Annotated in this window: 27 protein-coding genes, 4 tRNA genes and 1 pseudogene; 14 read left to right on the top strand and 18 right to left on the bottom strand. The window is 66.9% G+C overall.

Going from position 1 to position 26,223, the window contains the following annotated elements; translation table 11 throughout:
• Positions 1-60 precede the first annotated feature (60 nt).
• Both ACOGXQ_RS10930 and ACOGXQ_RS10925 read left to right on the top strand, forming a co-directional pair.
• Positions 61-540 (top strand): hypothetical protein, encoded by a 480-nt coding sequence (locus tag ACOGXQ_RS10930; protein ID WP_419943707.1) that lies wholly within the window; start codon positions 61-63, stop codon positions 538-540.
• Between the two features lie 171 nt (positions 541-711).
• A tRNA-Leu gene (locus ACOGXQ_RS10925) sits at positions 712-797 on the top strand.
• A gap of 195 nt (positions 798-992) precedes the next feature.
• Here the strand turns inward: ACOGXQ_RS10925 and ACOGXQ_RS10920 are convergent.
• Positions 993-2,357 (bottom strand): class I SAM-dependent methyltransferase, encoded by a 1,365-nt coding sequence (locus ACOGXQ_RS10920; RefSeq protein WP_419943706.1) that lies wholly within the window; start codon positions 2,355-2,357, stop codon positions 993-995.
• Positions 2,358-2,586: 229 nt separating this feature from the next.
• Here ACOGXQ_RS10920 and ACOGXQ_RS10915 point away from each other — a divergent pair, with 229 nt between their 5' ends.
• Both ACOGXQ_RS10915 and ACOGXQ_RS10910 read left to right on the top strand, forming a co-directional pair.
• Positions 2,587-3,087 (top strand): hypothetical protein, encoded by a 501-nt coding sequence (locus ACOGXQ_RS10915; protein WP_419943705.1) that lies wholly within the window; start codon positions 2,587-2,589, stop codon positions 3,085-3,087.
• Positions 3,088-3,198: 111 nt separating this feature from the next.
• Positions 3,199-3,456, top strand: coding sequence for a hypothetical protein (locus ACOGXQ_RS10910; RefSeq protein WP_419943704.1), 258 nt, complete (start codon positions 3,199-3,201; stop codon positions 3,454-3,456).
• Between the two features lie 3 nt (positions 3,457-3,459).
• Here ACOGXQ_RS10910 and ACOGXQ_RS10905 read toward each other — a convergent pair whose 3' ends face one another.
• Together ACOGXQ_RS10905 and ACOGXQ_RS10900 are read right to left on the bottom strand one after the other, a co-directional pair.
• Positions 3,460-3,879: a Zn-ribbon domain-containing OB-fold protein gene (locus tag ACOGXQ_RS10905; protein WP_419943703.1), complete on the bottom strand. Its 420-nt coding sequence runs from the start codon at positions 3,877-3,879 to the stop codon at positions 3,460-3,462.
• Positions 3,876-5,042: a thiolase domain-containing protein gene (locus ACOGXQ_RS10900; protein ID WP_419943702.1), complete on the bottom strand. Its 1,167-nt coding sequence runs from the start codon at positions 5,040-5,042 to the stop codon at positions 3,876-3,878. Before ACOGXQ_RS10900 ends, ACOGXQ_RS10905 begins: the two co-directional genes overlap by 4 nt.
• A 303-nt stretch (positions 5,043-5,345) precedes the next feature.
• On the opposite strand from ACOGXQ_RS10900, the gene ACOGXQ_RS10895 reads away from it, so the two are divergent.
• Positions 5,346-5,552 carry a hypothetical protein gene (locus ACOGXQ_RS10895; RefSeq protein ID WP_419943701.1) on the top strand — a complete coding sequence of 69 codons (207 nt, stop codon included), beginning with the start codon at positions 5,346-5,348 and terminating at the stop codon, positions 5,550-5,552.
• Here the strand turns inward: ACOGXQ_RS10895 and ACOGXQ_RS10890 are convergent.
• Positions 5,527-7,200, bottom strand: a complete 1,674-nt coding sequence (locus ACOGXQ_RS10890; RefSeq protein WP_419943700.1) for a chloride channel protein — start codon at positions 7,198-7,200, stop codon at positions 5,527-5,529. The genes ACOGXQ_RS10895 and ACOGXQ_RS10890 overlap by 26 nt on opposite strands.
• A gap of 34 nt (positions 7,201-7,234) precedes the next feature.
• Positions 7,235-7,325 (bottom strand) — tRNA-Ser (locus ACOGXQ_RS10885).
• Positions 7,326-7,441: 116 nt separating this feature from the next.
• Between ACOGXQ_RS10885 and ACOGXQ_RS10880 the strand changes: the two genes are divergently transcribed.
• Positions 7,442-7,526 (top strand) — tRNA-Ser (locus ACOGXQ_RS10880).
• 217 nt (positions 7,527-7,743) lie between these two features.
• On the opposite strand, the gene ACOGXQ_RS10875 is transcribed toward ACOGXQ_RS10880, so the two are convergent.
• The 4 genes from ACOGXQ_RS10875 to ACOGXQ_RS10860 all read right to left on the bottom strand — a co-directional run bounded on the left by ACOGXQ_RS10875 (position 7,744) and on the right by ACOGXQ_RS10860 (position 11,580).
• Entirely contained in the window at positions 7,744-8,601 is an 858-nt protein-coding gene (locus ACOGXQ_RS10875; protein ID WP_419943699.1) for a nucleotidyl transferase AbiEii/AbiGii toxin family protein, read from the bottom strand.
• Complete coding sequence (locus ACOGXQ_RS10870) at positions 8,598-9,452, bottom strand: hypothetical protein (protein ID WP_419943698.1); 855 nt, start codon at positions 9,450-9,452, stop codon at positions 8,598-8,600. Before ACOGXQ_RS10870 ends, ACOGXQ_RS10875 begins: the two co-directional genes overlap by 4 nt.
• Before the next feature lie 201 nt (positions 9,453-9,653).
• Complete coding sequence (locus tag ACOGXQ_RS10865; protein ID WP_419943697.1) at positions 9,654-10,796, bottom strand: pentapeptide repeat-containing protein; 1,143 nt, start codon at positions 10,794-10,796, stop codon at positions 9,654-9,656.
• Positions 10,797-11,085: 289 nt separating this feature from the next.
• Positions 11,086-11,580: a hypothetical protein gene (locus ACOGXQ_RS10860; RefSeq protein ID WP_419943696.1), complete on the bottom strand. Its 495-nt coding sequence runs from the start codon at positions 11,578-11,580 to the stop codon at positions 11,086-11,088.
• A gap of 399 nt (positions 11,581-11,979) precedes the next feature.
• Here ACOGXQ_RS10860 and ACOGXQ_RS10855 point away from each other — a divergent pair, with 399 nt between their 5' ends.
• From ACOGXQ_RS10855 to ACOGXQ_RS10830, 6 genes are all read left to right on the top strand, one after another.
• The gene (locus ACOGXQ_RS10855; protein WP_419943695.1) at positions 11,980-12,594 is read left to right on the top strand and encodes a hypothetical protein; all 615 of its coding nucleotides are present in this window, start codon (positions 11,980-11,982) and stop codon (positions 12,592-12,594) included.
• A 137-nt stretch (positions 12,595-12,731) separates the two neighbouring features.
• The gene (locus tag ACOGXQ_RS10850) at positions 12,732-12,959 is read left to right on the top strand and encodes a helix-turn-helix transcriptional regulator (RefSeq protein ID WP_419943694.1); all 228 of its coding nucleotides are present in this window, start codon (positions 12,732-12,734) and stop codon (positions 12,957-12,959) included.
• A 150-nt stretch (positions 12,960-13,109) separates the two neighbouring features.
• Positions 13,110-13,463, top strand: a complete 354-nt coding sequence (locus ACOGXQ_RS10845; RefSeq protein ID WP_419943693.1) for a hypothetical protein — start codon at positions 13,110-13,112, stop codon at positions 13,461-13,463.
• A 3-nt stretch (positions 13,464-13,466) separates the two neighbouring features.
• Positions 13,467-13,817 carry a hypothetical protein gene (locus tag ACOGXQ_RS10840; protein ID WP_419943692.1) on the top strand — a complete coding sequence of 117 codons (351 nt, stop codon included), beginning with the start codon at positions 13,467-13,469 and terminating at the stop codon, positions 13,815-13,817.
• On the top strand, positions 13,814-14,026 hold the full coding sequence (locus ACOGXQ_RS10835) for a hypothetical protein (RefSeq protein WP_419943691.1): 213 nt from the start codon (positions 13,814-13,816) through the stop codon (positions 14,024-14,026). Before ACOGXQ_RS10840 ends, ACOGXQ_RS10835 begins: the two co-directional genes overlap by 4 nt.
• 64 nt (positions 14,027-14,090) lie before the next feature.
• Positions 14,091-14,324, top strand: coding sequence for a hypothetical protein (locus ACOGXQ_RS10830; RefSeq protein ID WP_419943690.1), 234 nt, complete (start codon positions 14,091-14,093; stop codon positions 14,322-14,324).
• Between the two features lie 90 nt (positions 14,325-14,414).
• Here ACOGXQ_RS10830 and ACOGXQ_RS10825 read toward each other — a convergent pair whose 3' ends face one another.
• The 4 genes and pseudogenes from ACOGXQ_RS10825 to ACOGXQ_RS10810 form a co-directional block, all read right to left on the bottom strand.
• On the bottom strand, positions 14,415-14,579 hold the full coding sequence (locus ACOGXQ_RS10825; RefSeq protein WP_419943689.1) for a hypothetical protein: 165 nt from the start codon (positions 14,577-14,579) through the stop codon (positions 14,415-14,417).
• Positions 14,572-14,922, bottom strand: a complete 351-nt coding sequence (locus tag ACOGXQ_RS10820; RefSeq protein WP_419943688.1) for a hypothetical protein — start codon at positions 14,920-14,922, stop codon at positions 14,572-14,574. The genes ACOGXQ_RS10825 and ACOGXQ_RS10820 overlap by 8 nt, the downstream gene beginning before the upstream one ends.
• A 323-nt stretch (positions 14,923-15,245) precedes the next feature.
• Positions 15,246-16,100, bottom strand: a complete 855-nt coding sequence (locus ACOGXQ_RS10815) for an IS5 family transposase (protein WP_419947377.1) — start codon at positions 16,098-16,100, stop codon at positions 15,246-15,248.
• Positions 16,101-16,181: 81 nt separating this feature from the next.
• A pseudogene (locus ACOGXQ_RS10810) lies at positions 16,182-16,628 on the bottom strand (AMP-binding enzyme); the annotation flags it as partial.
• Between the two features lie 15 nt (positions 16,629-16,643).
• On the opposite strand from ACOGXQ_RS10810, the gene ACOGXQ_RS10805 reads away from it, so the two are divergent.
• Both ACOGXQ_RS10805 and ACOGXQ_RS10800 read left to right on the top strand, forming a co-directional pair.
• Complete coding sequence (locus ACOGXQ_RS10805; protein WP_419943687.1) at positions 16,644-20,732, top strand: Ig-like domain-containing protein; 4,089 nt, start codon at positions 16,644-16,646, stop codon at positions 20,730-20,732.
• The gene (locus tag ACOGXQ_RS10800; protein WP_419943686.1) at positions 20,729-21,592 is read left to right on the top strand and encodes an RDD family protein; all 864 of its coding nucleotides are present in this window, start codon (positions 20,729-20,731) and stop codon (positions 21,590-21,592) included. Before ACOGXQ_RS10805 ends, ACOGXQ_RS10800 begins: the two co-directional genes overlap by 4 nt.
• Positions 21,593-21,700: 108 nt before the next feature.
• Here ACOGXQ_RS10800 and ACOGXQ_RS10795 read toward each other — a convergent pair whose 3' ends face one another.
• The 5 genes from ACOGXQ_RS10795 to ACOGXQ_RS10775 form a co-directional block, all read right to left on the bottom strand.
• A complete protein-coding gene (locus tag ACOGXQ_RS10795; protein WP_419943685.1) occupies positions 21,701-22,030 on the bottom strand; it encodes a type II toxin-antitoxin system PemK/MazF family toxin in 330 nt (109 codons plus the stop codon).
• Positions 22,023-22,292 (bottom strand): AbrB/MazE/SpoVT family DNA-binding domain-containing protein, encoded by a 270-nt coding sequence (locus ACOGXQ_RS10790; RefSeq protein WP_419943684.1) that lies wholly within the window; start codon positions 22,290-22,292, stop codon positions 22,023-22,025. Before ACOGXQ_RS10790 ends, ACOGXQ_RS10795 begins: the two co-directional genes overlap by 8 nt.
• 97 nt (positions 22,293-22,389) lie before the next feature.
• Positions 22,390-23,757 carry an FAD-dependent oxidoreductase gene (locus tag ACOGXQ_RS10785; protein ID WP_419943683.1) on the bottom strand — a complete coding sequence of 456 codons (1,368 nt, stop codon included), beginning with the start codon at positions 23,755-23,757 and terminating at the stop codon, positions 22,390-22,392.
• Between the two features lie 28 nt (positions 23,758-23,785).
• A tRNA-Arg gene (locus tag ACOGXQ_RS10780) sits at positions 23,786-23,859 on the bottom strand.
• A 114-nt stretch (positions 23,860-23,973) separates the two neighbouring features.
• Complete coding sequence (locus tag ACOGXQ_RS10775) at positions 23,974-26,196, bottom strand: FtsX-like permease family protein (protein WP_419943682.1); 2,223 nt, start codon at positions 26,194-26,196, stop codon at positions 23,974-23,976.
• Positions 26,197-26,223 lie beyond the last annotated feature (27 nt).

Raw genomic sequence — 26,223 nt, 5'->3', positions numbered from 1 at the left:
CAGACCAACCCAAGTGGACCCAACATCATGACTGTCACACCCCCTTGTGATGCTGGGCACATGCCAGCAACACCTCGCACCCAACCTCCCGCAGCGCTGCGACTGGTCGACGCGTCTCCCGCACGCAGTCGGCCGCACCGAGCGGGCAGCGCCTCGTCTCGGCCGAAAGGCGGCAGCAATCGCCTCGGTCCCGATGCCTCCGGCCGCTTCGTGCTGACCGTGCGAGCGCTGGGGTTGGCTGCTCGCTCGCTCGGCCTGAGCGCTCCGAGCTTCCAGAGTCCGCCCCGCTCCGACGAGCTTGACCGTTCCATCCAGCGGATGCCTTCGGGTGACTGCGTGGTGGCGGTGCGTGTGAAGGGGCGCCCGTTCGGCGCGGTGGTCGCAGATGCGATTGAGGGCATTGTGGTCTGCAACGAACTGGGTGCCGATGCCGCTGGACCCGTGCGCGACGAACTGTGGCGGGAAGCCGGGGCGATCAGCAGTGGCCTCGTTGCACGCGCCCATCCCGTGACGTCGTTCCCGCTGGACGAGGCCGCCTGAGCGTCAGGGACGTCGCTGTTCGCTAGTGGTGTGTCCACATACCTGTGCATGGTGACATCGAAGCAAAACACCGGAACTGCGGGCAAATCTTAGGTTCGCAAGCGCGCGAACGTTTGTGGACATCGCACTAGCTGAGCGACCATGATGGACGCCGCGCGCTCATGCTGGCTGGCCCGGGTGGCGGAACTGGCAGACGCAGAGGGCTTAAACCCCTCGGCTCCTTTGGAAGCATGCGGGTTCGAATCCCGCCCCGGGCACTGCGGCGGACCGCTGAACTCCTCGCCCCCGCCACAGATGCCCACAGCGGGCACGCTGCACCACCGCGGCGAAGAACCGGGTCCGCTGTCTCATGGCCGGCGAACTCCACTGGTGGTTGCGAGTGATCGGTCATGATGGCCGGTCTTGGAGTACTGCAACCACCAGTGGAGGTGTCCAGTATGGCAGCGAGGCTGTCACGCGATGAGCGCGCTGTGATCGAGGCGCGCACGGGGGCGGGGGGCAACCCCGGCGCTGCGTGCTGCGCGCAGAAACGCATCGACCATCGCTCGGTCGTCTCTTTCGAACACGTCCAGGTCGGCAGGCAGATCGATGACCGCCCGCAAAGCACGGTCGTCGCTGAGAACCGCCGACTCGAGGCCGAAGAGCTCCGACGCCTTGGTCACCGTCGGCCTGAGCACCTCTGCGGGAAGCCGCGGATCGTCTTGGTCGGTCACCCACACTGCATTCGCACCAGTGGCCGTCCCACGGTGAACGCGGCACATCTCCCCGAGCGGCACGAACTCGCTTGGCACCGAGACGTGCGGCACCAGCAGCGATGACCAGCGCGACGTTGAACGCAGCCGTTCTCGACCGATTGATGTGCCGCCGCGCAGATCTTGCAGGCCGTCGGCCGAGGCGACCTTGCGTATCCGGATCGGGCGCTGTTGCTGGCCGATTTCGAACGCTGTCACGGTCGCCGTGGTCATGGCGTCGGCGAAGGCAGGTGCTCGGGCATCCAAGATGTGCACTGACAGACCGCCCAAGGGCCCAGCGACCAGTTCGCGAGCGAGGTGTCCGTAGCCGACATCCAGCCATTCGGACGATGTGACGAACACGCCGTAGTCACCCGCATGCGCCAGATGCGCAGTCGCGAGCAGGAAGTGAACGTGCAGCCCCGAAAGCGCCGACGCCTTCAGACCCAACTCAGCTGCGCGTCGACGAAGCCAGTCTTTCCATTCCGGCGAGATGCCGTGGTGACGTACGTACGGCGGGTTGCCGATGAAGGCTGTTGGACCGTGCGCCGGCTGCAGCCGCAGCGAGCGGTAGTCGCAGACGTGCACCTGTGATCGCCTGTCGAGACCCAGGACCGTCAAGTTGGCGCGGGCGGTCAGAGCTGCGAGCGGATCGAGTTCGACGGCCGTCAACTCCGCCGCGGGCAGCAATGGCCCGACCGCACACAGGAACCGCCCTGAGCCCGCGCCCGGGTCGACCACGCGCCCCGGCTGCCCGTAGCCGGCCAGCCAATCGCACATCGGCTTCACCAGCGCGGCCGGCGTGTACGTCGCGCCCTGCCCACGACGGCGTTCGGCCGAACGCAGTCGCAGGAAGGCCGTGCCCAGCGGGTCGCCGCCCGCACGGACCGCCGCCTGCAAGGAGTCCAGCAGTCTCGGCGACAGCGTTTCTGCCGTCGAGCTGACCAGCGACCTTTCGGCCTCGCTCAGATCGCTGAGCGCACCATCGCACGCCAGCATCCACGCTGCGGCGCACAGGGACTGCTCATCGTCGATGCCGACCTTGCCCGCATCGGCAAGCGGCACCTCACCCGAAGTCGCTGCCATCGCTCCGAATGCTCGCATACGACACCTCCCGCGCAGTGACGGACGTGCTGCCCGTCTGTCACTCGGCATCCTCGAGGAGGGGTGTGACAATTGTTCGTTGCTGCGCGGTGTCGAATGCGACGGCTGCCAGCAATACTCGGCGCTTGACTCAGCGATTGCGGCTCCGTTTCGAACGAACAAGCCGGATTGCAGGCACGGCGGGCAACGCGGGACACAACGAGGCGTGAACATGACACCTGACGAAAGGCTGGCGGCGATCCGGGCGATCCACGATTCGCCGTTGCGGATTGTGCTGGCGGTCACCGGCGGCGGGATGCTGGCGGTGAGCGACCTGCTGACGGTGCCGGGCGGCTCCCGCACGATCCTCGAGGCGTCGGTCCCCTATTCGGTGAGGTCGCTGTATGAGCTGATGGACTCGGAGCTGGAGCCGCACGTGTCCGATGAGGCCGCCTTGGCCATGGCCGACGGCTGCCTGGCGCGGGCGCAGCACCTGGTCTCGACACCCAAGCCGGGCACCGAGCCGTGGCCGCTGGCGGGCATCTCATGCACGGCCGCGCTCGCGACCGATCCGCCTCGACGCGGTGAGGACCGGGCGCACATCGCGGCGGTCAGCGACAGCGGCGTGCGCATCGCCCGCAAGATCACCTACTCGACAGCGGACCGGATCGAGCAGGACCGCCAGACCTCCGACGCCGTGCTGGCGCTCATCGCGGAAATCGCGGCTGGCTGAGTCTCCGTGCCCGCGGCAGGCACCCTCACCATGAGCACAGGCGCGTTCAGCGGCACCTGCGGACACCCATGTGTCTCAGCCCGTGCTAGCGAGTGCCTCGAACAGCGTTCCTTGCCCGCCAAGCGCCGACGGCTCGGCGTGGCCGCGGTGGGTGTCGGCTGGCGGGAATGCGAAGGGTTCATCCAGCAGTGCATCCACATCTGCGATGTCTGTGACGGCGGTTGCTCCCGCCTGCTCAAGTCGGGCGTTGCCAGCGCCTTCGCCGTGTCCGCGCCACACAGCAACCTGCCCGAAGCGATGGTCGAGCGACTCGGTAGCGCCTGTCCAGGTTCCAATGACGGTCCCGTCACCCTGATGGTCGAGGTGTGAGCGTCAGGTCGGGGTGAAGCGCAGCAGGGCGGGGCCGTCGGGAGTGGGGTCGAAGACCGCCTGAACGGCTTGGCCGATATGAACCGTCTCGGGGTCGCAGCCGACGATGTTGGTCACGACGCGGGGACCCTCGTCGAGCTCGACATAGGCCAGCACGAACGGTGCGGCCTTGCGCCACGAACCGGGGATGCGCCGGGTGACCGTGCAGCTGTACACCGTGCCTCGCCCAGAAGCCTCGAACCACGTCACCGAGGTGCTGCCGCACTGGTCGCAGCGTCCCCTCGGGTACCACACGACGTGATCGCAATCGTCGCAGCGGGGCAGCTCCAGCCGGCCCTCGGCGGTGGCGTCCCAGTACCGCTGCGTCTCGAGGTTCGGGTTCGGCGGCGGGACGGGCAGCCCTGACGGACCCAGTTCGCTCATGCCGACCTGCCCAGAACGAGCGTGGCACTGCCCATGCGGGTGGCGAGGCTGCCTCCGGTGCCGTGCGCCAGGGCCAGTTCGCAGTCGGGCACCTGTACGGCGGCATGAGCCTCGCCGCGCAGCTGCCGCACAGCCTCGACCACCTTGGTCATGCCGCCGCGGTTGGCCGGGTGGTTGTTGCACAGGCCGCCGCCGTCGGTGTTGAACGGCAGCACACCGGCGGGCGACTGCAGCGCGCCGTCCGACACGAAGCGCCCGCCGTCACCCTTGGCGCAGAACCCGAGGTCCTCCAGCGTCATCAGGACGGTGATGGTGAAGCTGTCATAGATGGACACGTAGTCGATGTCGGCGGGTGTCACGCCGGCTTCGGCGAACGCCAGCGGGCCCGAGCGCACGGCGCCGGTGTGGGTCAGATCGATGCGCCCGCCCGAGGTGTGCTTGATCGACGTGCCCGTGCCCAGCACCGGGGTGCAGTGCCGGTCGAGCGACGCCGCCACCGCTTCGCTGACCAGCACCAGGGCGCCCCCGCCGTCGGTGATGACGCAGCAGTCCAGCCGGTGCAGCGGATCGGAGATCATCGGCGAGGACACCACCTCGTCCACCGTGACGACGTCTTGGAGGAAGGCGTTGGGGTTGTGCTGCGCATGGGTCGAGGCGGCCACCTTGACTTCGGCGAGCTGCTCGGAGGTAGTGCCGAACTCGTGCATGTGCCGAGCCGCGGCCAGCGCGTAGCCGCCGGGCACCGACATGCCGAACTGGTTCTCGAACGACGCCTCCGGCGCCGAGCTGAACCGAGCGCTGCCGCCAGGACCGGCGCCGCCGGTGCGGGGCTTGCCGGCCAGCGTGATCAGCGCCACGTTCACTTGGCCGGCGGCAATGGCTGCCGCGGCGTGCTGAACATGCACGAGGTATGCCGAACCGCCGGTCTCGGTGTCATCGATGTAGGTGAGGTCGAGGCCGAGGTACTCCGCCATCGACAATGCGCCGAAGCCCGGCGCATCGCCGGCCGAGTAGTAGGCGTCGACATCGCTGAGCGACAGGCCGGCGTCGGCGAGCGCTCCCGCCGCAACCTCGGCATGGACCTGCGGCAGCGTGCGGTCGGGCAGCTCGCGTCCCGGATGCTCGTACACACCCGCGACCAAAGCCTGTCCTCGAATGCTCACCGGCGGCAACCTAGTCGCAGGGTCCAAGACGTTGCCGGAGCGGACCCGACCGGCTGGACCCCTCAAGCGCCAACCCGTCCTGCCGGCGAGCGTTAGCTTCGCGGCGATGCTGAAGCCATACCGGATACTTGATCTCACCGACCACCGGGGCGCGATGTGCTGCGCCATCCTGGGCTCGCTCGGCGCCGAGATGACTCTCGTCGAGGGGTCCGACGGGCGTGGCCGCAACCACCGAGGCCAAGGCCCTTCGCTTCGACGCCGCCCGAGGGGCCGGTGGCGGCCTGCGGGGCGACATAGGGCCTGATGCCTCCATCCAGTTCGGCCCAGTTCGGCGCCTTGAACGCCGGCAAACAGGGCGTGACCCTGGACCTCACACCGCAGTTCATGGTGCCGCTGCTCACGGCGGCGCTCGACGCCCGAGACGCGGACCTCGACGGCCGCTGCCAGCACCTGGACTTCGCGCAAGCCGAGGCCGCCATTCATTTCATCCGTTGCCCTGTGTCTCGTTGAGGAAGTCCACCAGCTTGACGATCGCGTTCTCGGTGACGACGCCTGCGATCCGGCCGCCGCTGTCGATCACCGGGTACAGCTCGACGTCGGCGTCGGCCATCGCCTCGGTGACCTCCCTCAGCGTCCACGATGGACGGGCCGGGTTGATGTCTGCGGTCATGACCTCACCGCATGTGACCGACATCCAGTCGTTGCGATTCACGTCACGAGTGTCGCTGAGCCGGATGACGCCGAGGAATTCCCGCTCGGGTCCGACCACGATGGCCTCCAGCTGCCTGTGGGGCATCGCGACTTCCCACACGAAGTCGGACAGCGGAGCGTCCGAGCGCACCGTCGGCGCATCAGTGGACATCGCCGAGTTGACCGGCAACTCCAGGCGGCGCTCGAGGTGACCGGTGCGGCTGTCTCGCTGGTACTGCGAGACCGAGGCGTTCCCGATCAGCACTTGCGATACGGCAACGGCCACCAGCGCCGGCACGACGAACAGCGGCGCGCCGGTGGATTCGGCCACGAACATCACGCCGGCCAGCGGGGTGCGATAGCCGGCCGCCAGGAACGCGGCCACGCCGATGAAGGGAAAGAACGCCAGCGACTCGGGTCCCAGCTCGATCCATCCGCCCACGAGGCGGCCGACGATCAGTCCGAACACCGCCAGCGGGATGAACACGCCGCCCACGCCGCCGCCCGCCAGCACCGTCGAGGTCGCCACGATCCTGATTGCCAGCAGGGCGCCCAGCAGCCACAGCGACGCCTCGGGGTTCAGCGCCCAGTCGGTGAGCTGCCCCTCGGCGGTGGGACCCAGCGACAGCGGCGCATCGAACAGCACCTCGCACAGCGCAGCGAGGCCCACCAGGACTCCCCCGGCGCACAGCGCGATCATCCACCACGGCCGGTCAGAGGCCCCAATCCGCTTGGCCAGGGCCAGCACACGGCAGAACACGGACGCCGCGAGACCGCAGAGGGCGCCGACGACAGCCGCTCCCAGCAGTTCCTGGCGGCCGAACTGCACGCTCACCATCTCGGTGCCGATCTCGAAGGGAAGGTCGCCGAAGTCGGTGACGAGCACGTACACGACGTAGCTGGAGGCGCTCGACAGCAGCGCTGGCAGCAGCGCCCTGCGGCCCAGGTCGCTGCGGTAGGGGGCCTCGAGAGCGAACAGCACACCGGTGGCGGGCGCCTGGAAGATGGCGCTGACGCCTGCGGCAGCGCCGGCCACCAGCAGCGCGTAGCCCTCCCGGCCCCGGAACAGACGGCGGACGACCCGCTGGATCGCATTGCCGGCCGTGGCCCCGGCGTAGATGGACGGGCCCTCGAGGCCGACCGCGCCGCCCGAGCCGACCGTCACGACGCCCGCGAGCAGGCGAGCGGGCAGGTCGCGGAACCGCATCGGGTGAGTGCGGTCGTGGAAAGCGCGGATGTATTCCTCGGAAGTGGAGGGTGCGAGCCGCCGCCCGGCATCGGCCCAGCGCAGCATCAGCACGGCACCCCACAGACCGAGTGCTGGTGCGATCGCCCGTTGCCAAGGCGGCAGGTGAAGCACTCGCTCGAGCAGCATTTTCTCGGTGAGCACGGCGACGGCCGCCACGATGAGTCCCGTCACCACACCGACAGCGACGTAGGCGGCGAATCGCAGCAGCCGGTTTCTCATACAGGTCGAATCACATCGGGAGACGGGCGAGGTGCGGAGAGGGTGGGATTCGAACCCACGAACCACCTTGCGGCAGTTACTTCCTTAGCAGGGAAGCGCCTTCAACCTGACTCGGCCACCTCTCCATGCACAGGCTGCCGGCAGCGGCAGATGCGCCGGTTCAAGATAGCCGCTGCACGGGCACGGACCGCGAAGCCCTCGTCTGCCGCTGCCGATCAGCCGGATCGGTAGGTTGGTCGGCGGAGGGGTGGCAGAGCGGACGATTGCGACGGTCTTGAAAACCGTTGAGGCGCAAGCCTCCGGGGGTTCGAATCCCCCTCCCTCCGCATCTTGATGCGTCTCGAATTCTTCTGAATTCCTATAACGGCACCGCTCGCGGATGGCTCGACTTGAGTCCAGCAGGCGAGGTCATCAACGGGGCGCTGCCCGCTATGCCGAAGTTCAAGAACCACCAGCGGACCCTGCACTACACCGACGTTCCCGCTGCACTTCAGAAGGTGGCTGCGTCGAAGGCGTCTGATGCGTCGAAGCTGGCGCTCGCGTTCATCGTCCTAGCGAGCGTCTTCGGGGTTTGGCCGGGATATTGCTCGCTGACCGCGCCTCGGTGTAGGCGAGAATCGGTTCTTGTGCGGCGCCGGTGATGGTGTCCAGCAGGTGGTCGAGGTCGTGGTGCGGTTCGGGGATCATGCCGGTTTGGAGGAGGCCCTCCCATCTGTGGGTGAGTTCTTCCAGGTTCTGGTGTGCGCCTGTGAAGATGATCTCGAACCAGTCTGCGTCGGGCCGGACATGGGGCGCTTGGAGCTTGTGGCGCTGGGCGAATTCGCGGATCGCTTCGTCGAGGTCGATGCGCTGGTCCTGGAGCAGGCGGAAGAGGTCGTAGTAGTCGCGTGGTGCGAGGCGTTGCTGGTTGGCGATGCAGTCGAACTTCGCGGCCAGGACGGATTCGAGGGTGTATCCCAGGATCGGATGCGATGTGTCGACGCTGTCGTGGCGCGGCAGAATCGGCCACAGCGCGGTGGCTGGCTCGACGCCGTGGGCGGTGCGCCGCTTGACGTCGGTGTCGATCACGCCGGCTTGTCCGTCGCGTGTCTGCCATTGCAGGTGCAGCTTCTGTGCGCCCCATCGTGTGGTGACGCTGGTGTTGTACCGGTCCTGTGTCCGGCGGGCGACGCCGTCGAAGAAATGCCTGATGGATTCCTTGGTGGTGTCGGGGTGTATCCAGTCGAAGTCCAAGTCTTCGGAGTATCTGTAGTCGTGGCTGTAGCAGACGCGAAGCAGCGTGCCGCCCTTGAACACCACACGCGGCCTGTCCTGCTGGCGTGAGGCGATGACCGACACGATCTGGTGCTGCACGAGGTCGGCCGGCTCCCAGGCGTGCGGAGCGGCCGGGCGCGTGTTCATGTGGAGATCTGTTGGGCGAGGCCGTCTGGCGTGGTGCCCCAGTGCACCTTGCGGGCGTCGTCACGGGCCATGCGTCGGGCGATGTCGTCGGTGCGGCGCACGGGAGCGAGGTGGATCCAGTGGTCCCAGCGTCTCGCGGAGCGGTTCAGCCTCGCCCATCTCGGGTCGATGTCGAATCCGAGCTCGCGGCCCGCAGCCGACGCGGCAAGGCCATCTGCTATCGAGGAAAGCCTGCGCAGCGCGGCGCTCCAGCCCAGCGTGCGTGCCAGCTCGGCGACGTCGCTGGCGGCGCACACGTCGAAGCGGTTCGCGATCATCCGCCCGAAGTGCTCCTCGTAGCGGTGGTAGCGATGAGGGTGCTGTGTGCATTCGAGGACGGCCCTCGCCGGCGTCGACACCCAGGTGCGCTCTGTCAGCCGAGCGGCACCGGCCAGCACGGTGGCCGGGCGCTCGCGTCGGGACACGAAACCGAGCGCGTCGGTGTCGAGTGCAGCTGAGGCTGCGACGGTGACCTCGCGTCGGCACATGATCGGCATCCCTGCCATCGCGAACGCCGTCAGGCCCGAGATGCGACGCGGCACCCCGCCGTACACGGCCTCGAGCTCCGCTTCCCATTCGGGGCTCCAGTGATGCGACACCGCTGCGGCCGAGTCGACGAGCCACTGATCCGCCGTGGGCTGGGGGACTGTGAGGTTCCGCCAGGTCCCCCGCCGGATCTTGCTCACCAACCCCTCGGCCGCGAACTCCCCCAGCGCACGCGAGGCCGACGAGGGCCGCACCCCAGCAGCCGCCTCATATTCCCGCGTGACGAACACCGACGGCAACCCCACCAGCACATCCGTGGATTTCATAGAAGAACTTTACCAGAAACGATTGGAGAAATATCCATCAAGCATGCAGCGCCCGACGATGTCCCAGCGCGCCTGGAATCAACCTGACACGCGAGTGCGAACTCGATCGCTTCCTGCCGGATGTCACTGCGTCTTCTTTGTCGTCTTCCTGGCGGCGAGAGCTCGGTCGAGGAACTCCAAGACGATGGTGCCGAGCGACCGCTACGTGGTCGAGAATCTGCGCAGTCTGGGGCCTTCGAACTCGGCGAGGAGGCCGCAGACGGGGTTCGAGCGATGCCAAACGACGGGCCGACCGGTCTCGGGGTCAGTGATCCGGGAGTCGATGCGTGGCTCGAATCCCTCGGCGGCGATGGCTGTGTCGAGTTGCTGTTGGGTGATGTCGGGGAACCTGAAGTCCTCGTCGTCTGCCGCGAGGAGGTACTTGGGCGCCGGCTCGAGGCGGGCGCGGCTGAGGTTCGCGCAGCTGATGTCGGCTTGGGACATGTTGGTGCCGATGATCGTGGCCGCGTACAGCTCGGCGGCGCGGAACTGCCCGGAGAAAGCCGACGACCCCAGAGTCGCCTCGGCCAGGTTCGTGTCGTTCGCGTGCACTTCGGCCATGTCGGTGCCGGCGAAGTCGGCTTTCTCCATGCTGGAACCGTCCAGTACTGCGCCGCGGGCCGAGCCGTCGCCGAACTCGATCCTGTCGAGATTGCTGTGGGACAGGTCGGCGTGGTCTGCGTTCACGCCGGTGAGCACGGCATTGGCGAGATCGGCGCCGCGCAGACGGATCCAGCTAATGTCCGCGCTGGAGAGATCCGGCACGAAGCCCGAGAGCCCTTCAAGCACAGCGAGCCGGTTCTGCTCCTCGCTCGGGGCCTCAGAGACGCCCGGGTCATGAATGTGGGGCCTCCCGTTGGTGAACCGGTACCCGATGGCCTCCATCGCCACCCTGAGATCCTCGGGGACATCGGAGCGCCGCCTCCTCGGACGCCCTGCGGCGGGCCGACCCGGCGAGTCCCGCATCAGCGCACACAGCAACGACATCGCCGCGACGTGGAAATCCTCTGGTTCCTCACGGGCCAGATACGTCAGCGCATGCGCACCGCTGAGCCTGCTGACCAACAGGTCGCTGCTCAACATCTCGGCGGCCCGCTGAAATCGCTCGTTCAGCAGCCGCTGCCGGCCGGTGTCCGCGGCACGCCGCGCGGACGTCGTCCGAGACAGCGCCATGACGACCGCGATCGGCGCTGCAGCGAGCAACCCGACGTTCCTCAACGTCGCACTGACCGTTTCCTCAGCGCCGCCGAGATCATCCCAGAACACCACGACAAGCACGGCCTCGACGACGATGATCAACGCCACAGCAACTGTCAAACGGTCAACGCGAACGAGACGACCAAGAAGCGTCCTCAAGACAACCGATCTTCCGAGCACGCTTGCGCCGCGACGCCCACACCTCCCATTGTGACGCTGTCCAGCCGAGACCACGTGACAGACGAGCCGTCGCGTCCTCTGTCACGGCGGGATGACGCTGGTGTCGCGGCACGTCGGGCTGGAGGTGTCGCGCGGTGGCGCATGCGCTTGCATTTGAGTGCTGGTGCTCCTGTCACGCGCGGTCAGTGGTGCGTAGGCACCGGGAACGCAACCGGGGCTAGCGGTTGCGCGTGGGTTGTTCGCGTTCGAGGTTCTGGTACACCGCTGCGCGTGTGACACCCGACGCGTCGGCGATGTAGTCCATGATCACGTGTCGGGAGCGGGCCGTCTTGACTGCGTCCAGCCAGGCGCGTCGCGCCGTCTCAACGGATTCGAGGGCAGCGTCGAGTTCGCCTCTCCGCTCGGCGACGCGGTCGAGCAGCTCGGCCTGCTCACGCAGCAGCACCTGCCGGTGGGCGGTGCCCGGTCGCGCGGTTCGTTTAGCGGTCGTCGACGGCGGCGAGACCCGCGTCGGGCGCTGCGGAGCGTCATCGCTGCTGTGCGATGTCACAGCCCGCGCGGGTCCATTCTCGACGCTGCCCGCGCCCGAATCGGCGGTGTGATCGACCGCTTCGACGGCGGCTGTCGGGTCCCACAGCGCCGGCTGAGCGGGCGGTTCGGCTGCCGGCTTGGGCACTGGTCGCATCGCGGGGGATCGGTGGCACTTGGCCATGTGGGAAACCTACCTGCAACCCCGCAACTGCTGTCAAGTCTCCTATATGAAACATGTCGAGGTGCATTTCAATGCAAAAGTGTGTACCCCGGATCGACAACCTCGACCCGATCTGTCGCGATGCCTGCGACACCTGTCGCGACAGCGAGCCGCAACCACTCCTGCTGCTGTGGCCCGTCCTCGAGCCGGTACATCGTCGGCGTCGTCGGCTCCTGCGACGAGCTGCCGCCGCCGCTAAGCGATGGTCTGGCGCGTTCGAGGGCCTGCTGTCGCCGCCCTGGTCATCCGGCGGTTGGGTCGCTGGGCGTCGGCAGGGACACGGCTAGCGCCGGGCCGCTGTCGGGCGCTGCGCAGCGGATCGGCGACGCCGGCGGGCGGTGGCAGCGGGAGGTCCTGGGCGTGTCGGATGCTGCGTTTGAGAAGCACCGCGACTTCGCTCACGGGCTCGCTCACCACATCGAGGTCGTCGTTCTGAGCTCGCTGGGCGTCATCGCGATCGTGGCGTCAGGGGCAATCGTGGTGGTGAGCTCCTCACGGGACATCACCGCAGAGCCGCTGTTCCTGATTGTGGGCTACGGGGTCTTCGCGCTGGCATTCGCGTTCGGCGCGGCGGCGCTGCGTTCCCGGGTGTTCGTGGTGCCGAATTCGGCCGCGACCGACATCGCCTGCGGACACCATCCTCGCTGCGACGCAGGAGTTGAGGAGTTCTGCCTCAACGACGCCGTCGCTGAGAACCGGGCGAAGCAGCAGCTGTGCCAGCTGAGCTGGCCGTCCTCGTTTCTCGCGATCGTGCTGGTCACCATCGCTGTTGTGATCGGTGCTGACTCGTCGCTGCTGCCCGACATCGACGTGCCGCAGGCCAAGTTGCTGATCCTCGCCGGTTATCCTGCCTATCCGCTGATATTCGTGCCGCTGCTGTTCCGAGCAGCCCACCGGCGGCACACCGTGGAGGACCGCCGGCAGCGGCTGCAGTGCGGGGCCGTCATCGACATCGGCAGCGGCAAGCGCCGGTAAGGCACCCCGAACGCAGCGGCATCCTCGCTGTCGGCCGAGCCTGTCGCGACGCCGCCGATTGGCCCGCGACAACCTGGAAATCGGCCCATGTCGTGCGGGGTCGTGCCGTGTCGGCCTCCTTCTGGGACAGTGCCGCCATGCAACCCGCCCCGCACCCACCACAGACCCCACTGCTGCTGCCCCGCGCCGAGGTGGAACGGCTCACCGGAATGTCGACCAGCTCGATCTACCGAGCCTTGCGCCACGGCGACTTCCCCGAGCCGCTGCGCATCGGCAAACGGGCCGTGCGCTGGCGCTACGACGAGATCCAGGACTGGATCAACCGGCGGCCAAGAGCCGCGGGCACCGTCGGCGAGGCAGCGTGACGGCCCTCATGGTTCGGTGCCGTCGGCCCGCAGCAGCTGGCCCGTCGCGGTGGTCGGGTGTTGGACCGGCTGAAAGGTGCGGTTACCGTGCGAGTCGCAGGCTGGCTGTCATGAGCACTAGAGGTCGTCCCCTACGCGCTCGCCGACTATGTGCCGGCGCTCAAGAACAGCGACGACGAGTTCCGGCTGAGGTTGTTGCTGCACGGCTTCGGTCTTGTGTGCCAGCACGCGAGCAGCGCCGAGCTCGGCCGCCTGGTGGCTGCGGAACCCGACAGCGTCGACGAACGCTGGGACGCGTTCTTGGCCGCGCTCGTCGAGCACCTGTGCGAGCAGTGCGGGCTGGACTCTCCGAGATGGGCTCGGTCGCCGAAACGGCGACTTGCGCGGCCGTGGTTCGCCGGAGGCTGCTTTCCGTATGACGCCGACCGCACGATCCGCACGACCCCCGCCGCGTTCAGAGCGCGCAACGTGTTGCTGCCGGCCAACGAGCCGACGGCCGTGTGAGCGATGCAGAGACTGTCCGCAGCCGACATCGTGGGCGCTCTGGAAGCACTCGCGCAGCGCCTCAAGTGTCGAGGCGTCCATGCCGAGCTGTATGTCGCCGGCGGGGCAGCGATGGTGCCCGCGCACGGCTCAGTTCGGATGACCGTCGACATCGACAGCTCAATCAACTCGGGCTACCAGGAGGTCATCGACATCGCACACCAGATCGCAGCCGAGCGAGGCTGGACCTCCACGTGGATCAACGAGCAGGCCACGGTGTACATGCCAGCGGCCGAGCTGCGCACAGGGCCGGTCGTGTTCGACCATCCGGCATTGCGAGTCGTTGCGGCATCGGCCCCCAGATGCTCGCGATGAGAGCCCGCGCAGCGCGCATCACCGACATCTCCGACGTCAGGATCCTGATGGACGTAACCGGCATCCGCACCGTCAAGAACATCGACGCCCTCGTCGGCGAGGTCTTCCCGGGCGAGGCGCTGCACGAGCGGCAACGAGGCTGGCTGGGAGATGTAATCGCGGACACCACGCGGATCCAGCACCCGGGCGGCGAGCCTCGCTGCCTGTGAGCACCACTGTCGTCACGCCCGAAACCGGCCTCGGCAATGCCGCCGTCCACGTAAGTTCTGCGCAATGCAACCGGTACAACAGGCACTCATCGGCGCTGCCCATCTCGAAACGGCGGTTCTCGACGCCATCGGCGGCGACACGCTCACGGCACTGCGGGTTCGCCAGCGGCTGTTTCCGTCCAACGAAGACGGCTCGGCCGACCTTGTAGCGGGTGCGCTGTGGCATCTCGAGACGTCCGGACAGCTCGACGTGGAGCAGGCCGTCGAGCGGCAGCACTACCGCTACCGGCGTCTGTAGGCGGCTCACATCGGCAGCGGGCATCAGGCGGCCGCCAACCCAGTTCGCCACAACGGATACTGCGACCACAGCAGGGCGTGCGCGTTGGAGTCACGATTGATCGTCGCCCGAGATCGCAAGCGCGATGAGCGCGGACTGCTGGCTGCGCGGTGGGGTCGGCGACAGATGCGATCCGGGTACTCCGTGAAGCGGGTGCGTCCATTGTTCGTCTCGCTGCGCTGCGGCGGCGATCACACGACGGTCGTCGTCAACCATCGTTCTCATCGGCGGCGGGGGTTTCATGCGGTGGTGTGGCTTGGCCGTGGTCGTCGGCTCCCCAGCGGACGATCGTGTCGTTGTCTCGGAGCCCGCATCCGAAGCCTTTGCCGTATTCGATGGATGCGAGTCGCCCTTGGGGCAGGGCGGCTTCGCCGCGGGCGGTGTCGCCCCAGCGGACGATGGTGCGGTCGAGGCGCTGTGCGCACGCGTGGCCTGGTCCGACATGCAGCGTGCTGAATCGGCCGTGCGGGGGAGTCGATTGACCGTGGTCGTTGCGTCCTGCGCCCTGGACATGGCCGACGCCGAACGAGGGGGCCGCGCCGCAGGGATCATCTTCCATTCCGACAGAGGCAGCCAAGCCGGATTCAATCGGTGGAGGCAACACCGGTTCGTTGAAGGGGGCGTAGGTGGTCGTCGAAGGCTTCGGCGGGTGGGGTGCTCGGTGATGTCGGTCACCCACAGCCGATCCGGCGCAGGACTGGTGAAGTCACGGTCCACGAGATCGGCTGCCGTCGCCACGTTGGGGACCTTGCGGAACCTGGGCCGCCCCGACACACCCCGCAGGCCCGCCCGGCGCATGAGCGTCTCGACGGTCTGGCGGCACACCGCGATGCCACGGCCCAGCACAAGCTCGGCATGGACTTGGTTGGCACCGTAAGAGCGTCAGCGGATAGGTGGTTCGGTGGGCTGCCAGCGGTTGCGGTGGTCGATGAGTTTGATGACGATGATGAGCGTTATGGCGAGGGCGAGTTGGGCGAGGCGGTGCTGGGGTTTGCGGTCGGTGTTGCGTCGTAGCTGCCCGTAGTTGGACAGCCAGGAGTTGGTGCGCTCCACTGTCCAGCGCAGCCCCATGGGGGCGGCGGCCGGTTTGGGGTCTGTGGTTGTGGGGGGCCGCTTGGCGGGCCGCTCGATGTCGGCGATGCCTGCTTTGTGGACGGCCCGGTCGACGCGGGCGCCGATGTAGCCGCGGTCGAGATGGACGGTTTCGATGTCGTGGTGCAGGCCTCGGCGTTCGATCTCGGCGAGGGTGGGCTCGAACAGCATGATGTCGTTGCGGTTCGCGCCGTCGGCGGCCCACGCGACCGGGGTGCCCGCCGCGTCGGTCGCCAGCGACCACTTCCAGCCCAGTTTCCGCCTGTCAACAGGGCTTTTGCCAGTCCCCGCCCCGCCGCAAGGGGCCTTGTGGACCGAGCCGTCGACGCACAGATCGGCGAGCCGCAGGCCCATGATGCGGTCCCACGCGGCGATCGCCTCGGCCGCGATGTGATCGAACACCCCGGCGGCGACCCATTCGTCGCGGCGCGACCGCAGCGTCGTGTCAGACACCTCGCCGTCCAACAGGTGCTCAACGGACTCCCACGAGCAGCCCGTCACCAGCCTGATGATGATCCCCCGCAGGCACAGCCGATCCGATATCCGAGGCCGGTGACAGCCCAGCGGATGCGACCGGGGACGAGCCAACCGCGGCTCGACCGCAGCCCAGATGACATCCACCACCACCTTGCTCAAAGCGCGCATGATGAAACCGGCCTCCACGGTCGTCAAGTTCAGGACAACCCGACCAATACACCGGCGAACCAGACGACCCGTGGACGGCCGCCTATCCGCGCGGCCTCTTAGGTGGACGAAGGCGTGCACGACCATCCCCCGGTCAGGGTCAGGTGTGCCGGTCACGCCCGCCTCTGCGACGGCGGGGTGCATCAGCAGGGCCTCTTCGACCTCTGGGGCGGCGATGTTGTACCCGGAGCTGATGATCATGTCGTCGGCGCGGGCCTGGTACCAGAAGTAGCCATCGGCATCGCGGACATAGACGTCGCCGGTGAAGTTCCAGCCGTTGCGCACGTAGGCGGTCTGGCGGTCGTCGTCGAGGTAGCGGCAGCCGATCGGGCCCCGCACGGCGAGCAGCCCGGGCTGGCCGTCCGGCACTGCACCGCCATCGGCGTCGAAGATCATCGCTTCCCACCCCGGCAAGGGCTTGCCGGTCGCACCGGGCCGGATCTCGTCGTCGGCCGCGGAGATGAAGATGTGCAGCAGCTCGGTTGCCCCAGCCAGACGGTGTGGGTGATCTTCGGGCCCGATGCTGCTGTCGAGTCTGGCAACTGGACCGGCGCCCAAGGAACTCTCAGCGCAACGGTCGACATCGAGTGCGCCGACCATGGACTATTCCGTACCGACGACTGGCCGCCCAGCGACGTTCACGACGACATCTGGCACGACGTGCGGGTGTGCCAAGGCAGCCTGCCCGAGATGGCCGAAGCGGACGGCACCGTGTCGATTCCGCGCAGACTCGACGACTTTGACATCCGGGTGCTCGATGGCAGCGACCCAGTCAGCCGGGCGGGACATCAGGCCGAACTGGCGCTCGAGCTGAGCCGTGCCACTGGGGCGTTCATTTTCCGCGGCGGCGCTGAACCGATTCCGATTATCGCGCCGATCGCGAACGCACCCATAGGTGGCGTTGTCACTCGAGGCCCCAGCGTCGATGCCGAAGTCATGTGCCTGGCGCCGCCCACGGAGCTTGTCTCCGATCCGGGGTACTCCAGCAGCTGTGTCACCGACGCGGACGGGCAGCTCATAGTGCGCTACCAAGTGCCTGCCAATGCAGCCGATGCATTACGACGCGGTCGAGACACGTTGCTGCTGTACATCGACCGCAACGCCGACGGCATCCACGACGACGATCCCGCGCTGCCCAGCTACGAACCCGCAGCAGCCTTCGATATAGCCATTGCCAAGGCCATCAACTACGTCGCCTTGGGCGACTCGTATTCCTCAGGCGAATCCGGCCGCGGCGATGCGCCCGGCTTCGCCGGCGAGTACTTGACCGACAATCCCGCGGGTGAGAGCTGCCGCCGCTGGAGCCTCGCCTATCCGGTGGTGCTCAAGAACGAGTTCCTCGGCGACGCCGCGCTCGGCATTGATGTCAGCTTCGACACCTTCGCGTGCACCGGCGCAAAGGCGGCCAATGTGTACGAGCCCGTTGATCCGGACAACGACAGTGTCCGTCCGGATCTGATCGATTCCCGCCGTCCGTCGGGAAGCGCGCCCGCGGTGGGTGAAACGGGATGGGAGCCGCGTCAAGCCGTGTCGCTCGCGAGTGCTCAGGACATGAGCGATGTGGACATGGTCACGATCACCATCGGCGGCAACGACGCGGGCTTCGGCGACGTGCTCGTAGCGTGCGTCGGCCTCGGCAGTGCGGCGGGTTGCGGGCCGGGCGATTTGCCACTTGATTTCCTAGTGATTGAACAGCGCCTCAGGCCAGTCCTTCAAGTGCTCAAAGCAGCGGCTCCCAATGCGTCGGTGTTCGTGCTGGGCTATCCGTATCTGACGCCGATTCTGGACGAGTGCACCGATGCCACTCCTGAGGTGATCGGCGACTACGAGTCAACTCGTAACACATTGTTCTTGGAGAGAGCAGGGCTGTCGCAGCGCTGCGTCGACATGGTCGTGGACTACGTGGGGTCGATCGAGGGCGATGACTGCGAGGCGTTTCGCGCCAACCAGAACTATCACGCAGTACCCGGATGGCGCGGAATCTTGTCTGACTTGGCCGCGTTTCTGTTCAGTGACAGTTTGAATCTGGAGGCGAGCGAGGCGGTGTTCTTGCGGAACACTGCCGACGAGCTGAATTCGAAGATCCGTCGGGCTGCTGAGGCTGCAGGGGTCTATTTTGTGAATGCCACCGGTGCGGTCTCGGTGTCCGGTCAGCTGGCGGGCTGGGGGCGACATTCGCCGTGCAGCTCTGAGCCGTGGATTCGCGGCTTCGTGCCCGACGTGCAGAGCGACAACGGCACGTCGGATGGTTCGTTTCATCCGACGGTGGCGGGGCATCGTGCCTATGCGGCGGTGCTGGAGCAGTACATCCGTGATGCTGTTCGGCGGCCCGGTGCAGTGCTGAACGAGGCGGGGCTGCCGTCGAACCCGTCACCGCAGACGGGAGGCGGCAGAGGATCGTCCTCGTCGGCGCCCCCCGGCGCTGCATCCGACGTGCCGACGGCTCAGGACGCGAACACAAAGGCCGTGCCCGGCCAAGGAGCGACGGAGGACAGCTCGGCCGAGGCTCGCGATACGCCGTCGACGGACTCTGCTGGACCACTGCTGGTCCGTCGTGCAGCGGCCGGCTCGGGCTGCGGCGCTGAGTTCATGTCGGCGGGCGAGCAGGTCACCTTGAGAGGCAGCGGATTCGCTGCGGGCGCGTCGGTGACGTTCTCCACAGCGGGCATGTCGCTGGGCGATGCGACAGTGACTGCCCCGTCGATCAACGCAGCCACAGCGGACGCCAACGGCGACATCGAGGCCGTTTGGACGATGCCCACACCGCCTGCCGCGAGCGATGACCCCGCGCCGCGCGCCTATGCCGCACGTGCGACGGGCGGCAACGCCGAAGGCGGCACGCACACGTTGTTGATGACTGAGCCGCTGGTCGCATATCCGGGCACGGCGCCTTGCGCGGCAGCGGACACTGCTGCCACCACGCGTGGCGCGGCGGCGCAGGTCGCGGTGCTCGCCAACGACGCAGCATCTACCGACGGTGTGCTGGATCCGGGCTCGGTCGCTGTTCGACCGGTCGACAGCGGCACGTTCAGCGTCGACGCTGCGACCGGCGTTGTGACGTTCAATCCCGAACCGGGATTCTGGGGCTCTATTGAGACTTCCTACGTGGTGTACGACGGCTGGGGATTCGGTGACCGCGCCGAACTCACGATCACCGTGGACGCGGGCTGCACCGTCACTGGCGTCGATGGTGTGACGTTGATCGAGGGCACCGCGGGTGACGATGTGATCTGTGTCCCTGATCGTGATGACTGGCGGGCGTTTCACATCGTCGACGGCAAGGGCGGCGACGATGTCATCCTCGGTGGTGCCGGTGTGGAGTGGATCTATGGCGGTGCTGGCGCGGACACGGTCTACGGCAACGGCGGTGACGATCGCGTCGTCGCCGGCACGGGTGTGGACACGGTCTATGGCGGTTCGGGGATGGACTCGGTGTACAGCCTCGACACGGCCGACACCGTCGTGGACGATGACTACGAGATGATCCTCTCGCCGTCGGTGACGATTGCTCAGGCGGGCCCTGAGCCGGAGCCTGACTGGGTGTGGGTCAACGTGTCCGAGACGGTCGAGATCGATGTGCTCGGCAACGATCATGATCCCAACGAGGACCTCGACCCTGCCACGCTGAGCATCATCACGGCGCCGGTCGACGGGGCAGCCGTCGTCGCTGATGACTCCGACGGCCGCGCCGTGGCCGGTTACACCGCAGCAGCCCTCGGGGGCACTGATTCGTTCTACTATGAGGTGTGCGACTCGTTGGGCAACTGCGCCACCGCTGAGGTGACGGTGATGATCGGCACGACCGGCTGCACGATTGTCGGCACGTCGGGGAACGACATCATTCGGGGAACCCCCGGCGACGACGTGATCTGCGGTCTCGCGGGTGACGACAACATCCGCGGCATCGGCGGCAACGACGTCATCATCGGCGGTCCCGGCGACGATGACATCAACGCGGGCGACGGCGACGACACCGTGTGGGGCGGCCTCGGGGCAGACACACTCGACGGCGGCCCAGGCAACGACACGATCCGGGGAGGACCCGGCGACGACACGCTGGTCGCGAACTCGGGCACTGACCGGCTCGACGGCGGCCCAGGAGGCGACACCATCACCGGCGGCGGCGGGAACGATCTGATCTGGGGCGGTCCCGGAGACGACACACTCGACGGGCACGCCGGCAACGACGTCATCTGGGGCGGACCGGGCGTAGACGTGCTGCGAGGCGGCAACGGCAACGACACCATCTGGGGCAACGCCGACAACGACAGTCTCATCGGAGGGGCCGGAGCGGACAGCCTCTATGGCGGCACGGGCAGCGACCGCCTCGACGGCAACACCCAGAACGACACACTGTGGGGCGGCCCCGGGGCGGACATTCTCGAGGGGGGAGGCCACGACGACGAACTCCACGGCGGACCGGGTGCGGACACCTTGCGCGGCGGAGTTGGAGACGATCGGCTGTGGGGTGGCATCGATGCGGACACCCTTGACGGTGGCAACGGCACCGACCACCTCGACGGGGGCGACGGCACGGACACCTGCAGCCGCGCCAGCACCACAACAGGCTGCGAATCAGGCGGCGTGCCGTGACAAATCCGAGTCCCAGCGGCACGGCTGCATCAGAAGTCGCGTTGCCCGACGACCTGGACTCGGTTGAGTCCTTCGTCGCGGCGGGGCTGGGCAGACGGCTCGGCGCCAGATGCGTCGACACACTGCTGCGACTCCCGCTCGCGTACCTTGAGCTCGCGGCGGTCTATATCGCTTATCACGGGTTCATCGGATCCGGGCAGCGCAATGACCCTCCAGAGCCCGCGTGGGTAGCGGTGACATGCATCTTGGCTCTCGTGCTAGTGGTTTACGAGCCGCTTGTCGTAGTCCGGTGGGGTTGCACGTTGGGCAAGCTGATGTTCGGCATCAGCGTGCGGCAGCAGGCCGATCCCGCAAAGACACCGTCGTTCGGTCAAGCGCTGGTGCGCTGGGCGGTACCGGTCGTGTCGGGGCTGGCGCTGCTGTGGCTCTCATGGGAAGCGCTCGCCGCGCTGCTGACCGACGACTACGGCGGCCGCAGCGGCGACATCTTCTCCTTCTTCGACGGAGGCCGCGAGACGCCGTTCTCTGACGACATGTTTGCCTGGGTGCTGATGAACGCTGTCTTCTACGGCGTTGTCGCGGGTCTGCCGTTCATGTCAGGCGTGCTGTGCCTCGCCGGTCGGCTGCGTCGCGGTGACAGCATCGGCATGCACGACAAAGCCGCAGGCACCGTCGTCGTCCTGCGCAAGGCAGTTCCGGCCGCGGCAGCGGAGCCCATCCGCTCCAGCTGGACTCGCTTCTACCGGCAACTCGACGCCGAGATCGCAGAACAGTACGAAGCCGATACCTCGGTCACGGGCCACTCGGCCGCACGGATCGCCATAGAGGACGACCCACCGCCCAAACAACCCAAGAGCTAACTGATGTCATGCCATGATATGCACTGTGCCAGATTCGTTCGGCGAGGCCCCGGCGCGGATACCTGCAGCCGCGCCAGCATGACGGCAGGGTGCGAACTCGTCGGCGGGTCAGTCGGCAAACATCTCCCGAGCAACGGCGAGCACCCTCGCTGTGGCAGTCGATGATAGTCGGCCGAGCTTGCGGACCATCCGAGCCGTGTCCACGGCTCGCATCTGATCAACCACGACGTGACCAGCGGTTCCCCTGAATCGGCAATCGACTCTGAACGGGTACGGATGGCTGCCTGTCGTCATGGGCGCCACAAGGCAGCTCCGCCAGTGATCGTTGAGAACGTCGGGCGAGACGACCAGCACCGGCCGCGTCTTGCGAATCTCCGAGCCGACTACGGGATCGAGTTCGCACAGATAGACATCGCCGCGTCGAGGCCGGTCAGACATCAAGGTCCGCGGCTTCCCACTCCCACTCAGAAATCTCGAAATGCGTTGTCGGCCACGATTCGGTGACAAGGTCGTCATCGCGGTGCCGGGCCAGCCTCGCTGCCGCATCCCATCCTGCTCTGACCTCGGATCGGGGTTCGATCAGCAGCCCTTCCTCTACGACCCTCAGCGAGACGCGTTCTCCCAGACCTGCTTCCTCGATGAGCGGCTTCGGCAACCGGACACCGCGCGAGTTACCGATGCGAACGATCACGGCGTCCATCTCGGACTCCCTTCGTGATGTCCACCACATCTACGTAAGTACATTGTAATCACGATACCGCGCGTCGCAGACTCACGCGGCCTCGAATGCAGGCACGTCAAGCGGCGACCTTGCGGAAGCGGGCGCCGTGGAGGATGCCGCCGTAGTAGTTGAAGACCTCGCGCGCGTTCGCGTCGTCGAACGGGTAGTCCGCGCCGAGCTGCGTGGCTGCCGCCAGCCCGGTCACGAAGCAGGTCTCCTGGCTGTTGACCAGCGTGTGGGCCCCGCAGTGCCAGCTGCGGCGCTTGCCCTGGACGAAGCGGAACAGCGGCACGAGCAGCGCCACGTGACGCACGTCGTGAACGACGTGCTGGAACCACCAGCGCTTGATGACCTTGGCGTCGTCGATGGGCGAGATCGGGTTGTAGGTCACCAGGCAGGGCTTGTCGGAACCGTGAGCCCAGGGCTGCTGGTTACCCATGATGTAGGTGATCTCGTAGTTGTCGGGCCTGGCGCCGTACTGGGAGACGTGATTGGTGCGCGTTCGCAGGCATTCCACCTCGTCGTCGGGCAGGACCGACGAGTCCCAGTGCACCAGCGTGTGATTGTGCAGCTCGCTCTCGTAGCGGACCGACGTCAGCAGGTAGCGCTCCAGCGCCGTGGGCTTGTCCAGCATCATCAGGGTCTGGTTGGCGTTGGCGGCGAAGATCACCTCGTCGAAAGTCTCGCGCACCCCGTCAGCGTCCTCGACGACCACGTCCGACGCCCCGCGGTACACCTTGCGGACCGGCCGGTTCAGCCAGATCTTGTCGCGGAAGTCCGCCGACAGGTGCTCGTAGATGCGCCGCGTGCCCTGGTCCCAGGTCTGCATGGGCGTCGCCGATTCGATGTCGAAGAACTCGAGGTAGCGGGCGAACAGCGCGGCGGGCATGTCGAACACGTTGGTCGCCATCAGGAAGTTGACGAACATCGGCTTGAGGATCTTGTACCTGAAATCGGCGGAGAACCCGCCGAGGTTCAGCACGGTCCTCATGCTGATGTAGTTGAACGGATTGAGCGCGTTGAGGAGCTTCGACCGTGCCCGGGTGAGGCGGCCGAACGAGTGCAGCCGTCGCAGCAGGCGCTGGAAGCGCTCGATCTCGGGCTGCAGCTGATCCCTAATGTCGGACTCGAAGTCGTGGGCGTACCTGCGGCCCTGGTATCTCACGCTGTAGTTGAACCTGGTGTCGAACAGCTCGATGCCGAAGCGCTCCAGCAGCAGCAGGACGTGGTCGTAGACCGACGGAATGAGCGCCGTGACCGAGATGTCGAACGGGATCGATGTGCCGTCGTCCTGGGGCATGTCGGCGGTGAACGCATTGCCGCCGAGGCGATCGTTGGCCTCGAACAGCCGGAAGTCGAACCGGTCAGGATGCTGCGCCAGCGCCCACGCTGCGCCCAGCCCCGACATGCCGCCGCCGATGATTGCGATCCTGCGCTGCGTCATCGTGCTCCCACCGCTCAGGATGCCTCAGCGCGCTTGCAGGGATTCGAACCCCGAACCTTCTGATCCGTAGTCAGATGCTCTGTCCAATTGAGCTACAAGCGCTGGTTGCCGCGTGATCGGGCCCGAGGGTCCGTCGGCGTCCGAACAGTCTACGAGCCGCTTCTTTGCGAGCGCCGAGGCTTCGCCAGTGGCCACATCATCGGTCCATATTCGGGATTAGACCATTGCTTCGGGGTCCCGCACGAGGGGCTCTACCCTCATCGCACGGGTCATCACCAGCGCTGTGGCTAGGGCTGCAACCATGCCCAGCGTCACTGCGATGCCCCAGTTGTCGCCGAGATCTCGGCGGGCGGCATCGAGGGCAGAGTTGCATGCAAGCGCGAGCAGCGTGCCGGTGCCCAGTGCCGTGACCGTAGCGACCGCCAAGGGGGCGGCGAAGAGGACGCTGAGATCAACTGCCAGTGCGCGCTTGGTCTGCCCGACTGCTCGCATCGTCGCGAACTGGTCTCTTTGCTGACGGAAGAGCGCAAGCATGGTGTACAAGAGCGCGACCGCGGCAATTGCTGCGGCGGCCATACCCATCAGCAGCAAGAACGGTTCGAGTACGTCGCTTTCCCAACTTGGCGCCACGCCTATAGCCGCCCGTGAGGTGACGCTGGACACGCCTGCTATGGCTCTCGCCCCCACTAGGACGGAGCGCAGACCCTGCGCGCTGCCGTCGGTGGTCACGAAGAGCAGTGGCAATGCTGCGGGATCAGCATCCGGCTGTGCGTGAGCGACAACGATGTCGCTGCGTTCGACCCAAGACGCAGCGATGCGGCCGCCCATCGGGTACGCACCGCCGATTGCACCCGGTCGCGTCCTATCGACAAAACCGTACGCATCCGGCAAGTCAATGACCGCCCGGATTGCCTGCGAAGAGTCAGCGACATAGACCGTTCCAGGCTCACAGCCATCTGGGAGTACAGCAATGCGGTAGAGGGCCTCACATGACGCACCGTAGACAAGGGTCTCGCGCTCATCGACATGCTTGAACGCCCGACTGACAGCAATCACATCGGTCACACCAGGCAGCGACGCAACGCCCGCAGCGGCCGTCTCGGCCTCGGTGCCATTGGCGACATCGAAGACCTCAGCCACGGCATCGAAGTCGCCAGTTGACGCCGCCGCGCCGCTGAAATTCGCCTGCACGACGAATGCGATGGACATCATCGCTATGGCTGCACCGGTCAGACCTGCCAAGGTCGACCGCGGCCTGCGGAGCATCCGCGCGCCTGCGTACGGAGCCCAGCGTCGCCGATACAGCATCCGCCCGACGCCCTTGGTCATCATCCGTGCCAGCGATTCCAGGCCAACGACCGCCATCAGCAGCGCTGCGGCGACCATCAGCTGCGCCACCACAGGCGAGAAGCTCGAGCGCAGGGCCCAGAACGCAACGACAGGTGCGGCCAGCACCAGTGCCCATGCGCCCCGGAATCGCTGGGACGAGAAATGAGTTCTCGCAACTGAAAGGGGATCGCGGGATATCGCAGCGATTGTCCGCGCCGAAGCCAGCAGAAGCACTGCCGCCGCGGCCAACCCGACCCCAAGCACCGTCGCAGTCGAAAGCTGCATGTCCCCCCACCAGTACGACACTCCGGCGAGCCGAAATGGCGCGTCCGTTTGCGCCGCCATAGAAAATCCCCCCATCGCAGCAGCGATACCCGTGAACCACGGCAGACCGAGGTCCGCGGCGACCACGATTCGCAGCCGGCTCGGCGGCAGACCCAGACGGCGCAGCAGTGCGTAGCGCGCCTTGCGCCTGTTCAAGTGAAGGGCGGCACCGGCTCGCCCGAGCGCCAGGGACGGCAGCAACAATACGCCCAGTCCGACGATCACCATGCCTGCGGCGTCGCCGCCTTGCGTCAGTCGAACTTCCGGCGCGCTCACAGACCGGAATTCGTCGGATGTGCCTTCGGGAACCGCCGAGAAGTGTGCAACGATGAGCAACTCGTCGGGATGGACCAACGCGTCCCGTCCAAGCACCTCAGGTTCCTCAGAACCCACGTACGCACTGAGTTCTCCCGACCAGTCATCGGGAAGCAGCCGTACCACGGCCGGGGAGACTTGGACGGTGCCGGAAGCCGCGATCGTCGGAATGCCGGGAAGCGCAATTGCCTCGTCTTGATCGCCGACGAGCAGGATCACTGTCGCGGTCCCGTAGGCGGTGACGACCTGTCGAGTCGCGCGCAGCGGCCGATCCTGTGCCCTAGACGCCGGCTCTAGGCCTAACGGTCCGTCACGAGCTGATGCCCGCTCTTGACCGGCAACGATGGAGGAGCCCGCACCCAATGACAGCGCCACCCCGAGACCTGCAACCAAACCGGTTGCAATCACCAGCAGGAAGTCCGCCCAAGAGGCGCGTGAGCGCGGCCACACGGTCTTCCATAGCAACCTCATGGAACCCGATTCCCTAGTGGCGGATAC

This window comes from Candidatus Poriferisodalis sp., assembly GCF_965208485.1.
In the GTDB taxonomy this organism is placed as follows: Bacteria; Actinomycetota; Acidimicrobiia; order Acidimicrobiales; family Poriferisodalaceae; genus Poriferisodalis.
This window is presented reverse-complemented; position numbering and strand designations above follow the sequence as displayed.

What these genes read in the sequence shown, in the direction of transcription:
- ACOGXQ_RS10930 (WP_419943707.1), top strand. Translation starts at nt 61, where the DNA reads ATGCCAGCAACACCTCGCACCCAACCTCCCGCAGCGCTGCGACTGGTC.
- ACOGXQ_RS10920 (WP_419943706.1), bottom strand. Translation starts at nt 2,357, where the DNA reads ATGGCAGCGACTTCGGGTGAGGTGCCGCTTGCCGATGCGGGCAAGGTC.
- ACOGXQ_RS10915 (WP_419943705.1), top strand. Translation starts at nt 2,587, where the DNA reads ATGACACCTGACGAAAGGCTGGCGGCGATCCGGGCGATCCACGATTCG.
- ACOGXQ_RS10905 (WP_419943703.1), bottom strand. Translation starts at nt 3,879, where the DNA reads ATGAGCGAACTGGGTCCGTCAGGGCTGCCCGTCCCGCCGCCGAACCCG.
- ACOGXQ_RS10895 (WP_419943701.1), top strand. Translation starts at nt 5,346, where the DNA reads ATGCCTCCATCCAGTTCGGCCCAGTTCGGCGCCTTGAACGCCGGCAAA.
- ACOGXQ_RS10890 (WP_419943700.1), bottom strand. Translation starts at nt 7,200, where the DNA reads ATGAGAAACCGGCTGCTGCGATTCGCCGCCTACGTCGCTGTCGGTGTG.
- ACOGXQ_RS10875 (WP_419943699.1), bottom strand. Translation starts at nt 8,601, where the DNA reads ATGAACACGCGCCCGGCCGCTCCGCACGCCTGGGAGCCGGCCGACCTC.
- ACOGXQ_RS10870 (WP_419943698.1), bottom strand. Translation starts at nt 9,452, where the DNA reads ATGAAATCCACGGATGTGCTGGTGGGGTTGCCGTCGGTGTTCGTCACG.
- ACOGXQ_RS10860 (WP_419943696.1), bottom strand. Translation starts at nt 11,580, where the DNA reads ATGGCCAAGTGCCACCGATCCCCCGCGATGCGACCAGTGCCCAAGCCG.
- ACOGXQ_RS10850 (WP_419943694.1), top strand. Translation starts at nt 12,732, where the DNA reads ATGCAACCCGCCCCGCACCCACCACAGACCCCACTGCTGCTGCCCCGC.
- ACOGXQ_RS10840 (WP_419943692.1), top strand. Translation starts at nt 13,467, where the DNA reads ATGCAGAGACTGTCCGCAGCCGACATCGTGGGCGCTCTGGAAGCACTC.
- ACOGXQ_RS10835 (WP_419943691.1), top strand. Translation starts at nt 13,814, where the DNA reads ATGAGAGCCCGCGCAGCGCGCATCACCGACATCTCCGACGTCAGGATC.
- ACOGXQ_RS10830 (WP_419943690.1), top strand. Translation starts at nt 14,091, where the DNA reads ATGCAACCGGTACAACAGGCACTCATCGGCGCTGCCCATCTCGAAACG.
- ACOGXQ_RS10825 (WP_419943689.1), bottom strand. Translation starts at nt 14,579, where the DNA reads ATGGTTGACGACGACCGTCGTGTGATCGCCGCCGCAGCGCAGCGAGAC.
- ACOGXQ_RS10820 (WP_419943688.1), bottom strand. Translation starts at nt 14,922, where the DNA reads ATGGAAGATGATCCCTGCGGCGCGGCCCCCTCGTTCGGCGTCGGCCAT.
- ACOGXQ_RS10815 (WP_419947377.1), bottom strand. Translation starts at nt 16,100, where the DNA reads ATGCGCGCTTTGAGCAAGGTGGTGGTGGATGTCATCTGGGCTGCGGTC.
- ACOGXQ_RS10795 (WP_419943685.1), bottom strand. Translation starts at nt 22,030, where the DNA reads ATGTCTGACCGGCCTCGACGCGGCGATGTCTATCTGTGCGAACTCGAT.
- ACOGXQ_RS10790 (WP_419943684.1), bottom strand. Translation starts at nt 22,292, where the DNA reads ATGGACGCCGTGATCGTTCGCATCGGTAACTCGCGCGGTGTCCGGTTG.
- ACOGXQ_RS10785 (WP_419943683.1), bottom strand. Translation starts at nt 23,757, where the DNA reads ATGACGCAGCGCAGGATCGCAATCATCGGCGGCGGCATGTCGGGGCTG.
- ACOGXQ_RS10775 (WP_419943682.1), bottom strand. Translation starts at nt 26,196, where the DNA reads ATGAGGTTGCTATGGAAGACCGTGTGGCCGCGCTCACGCGCCTCTTGG.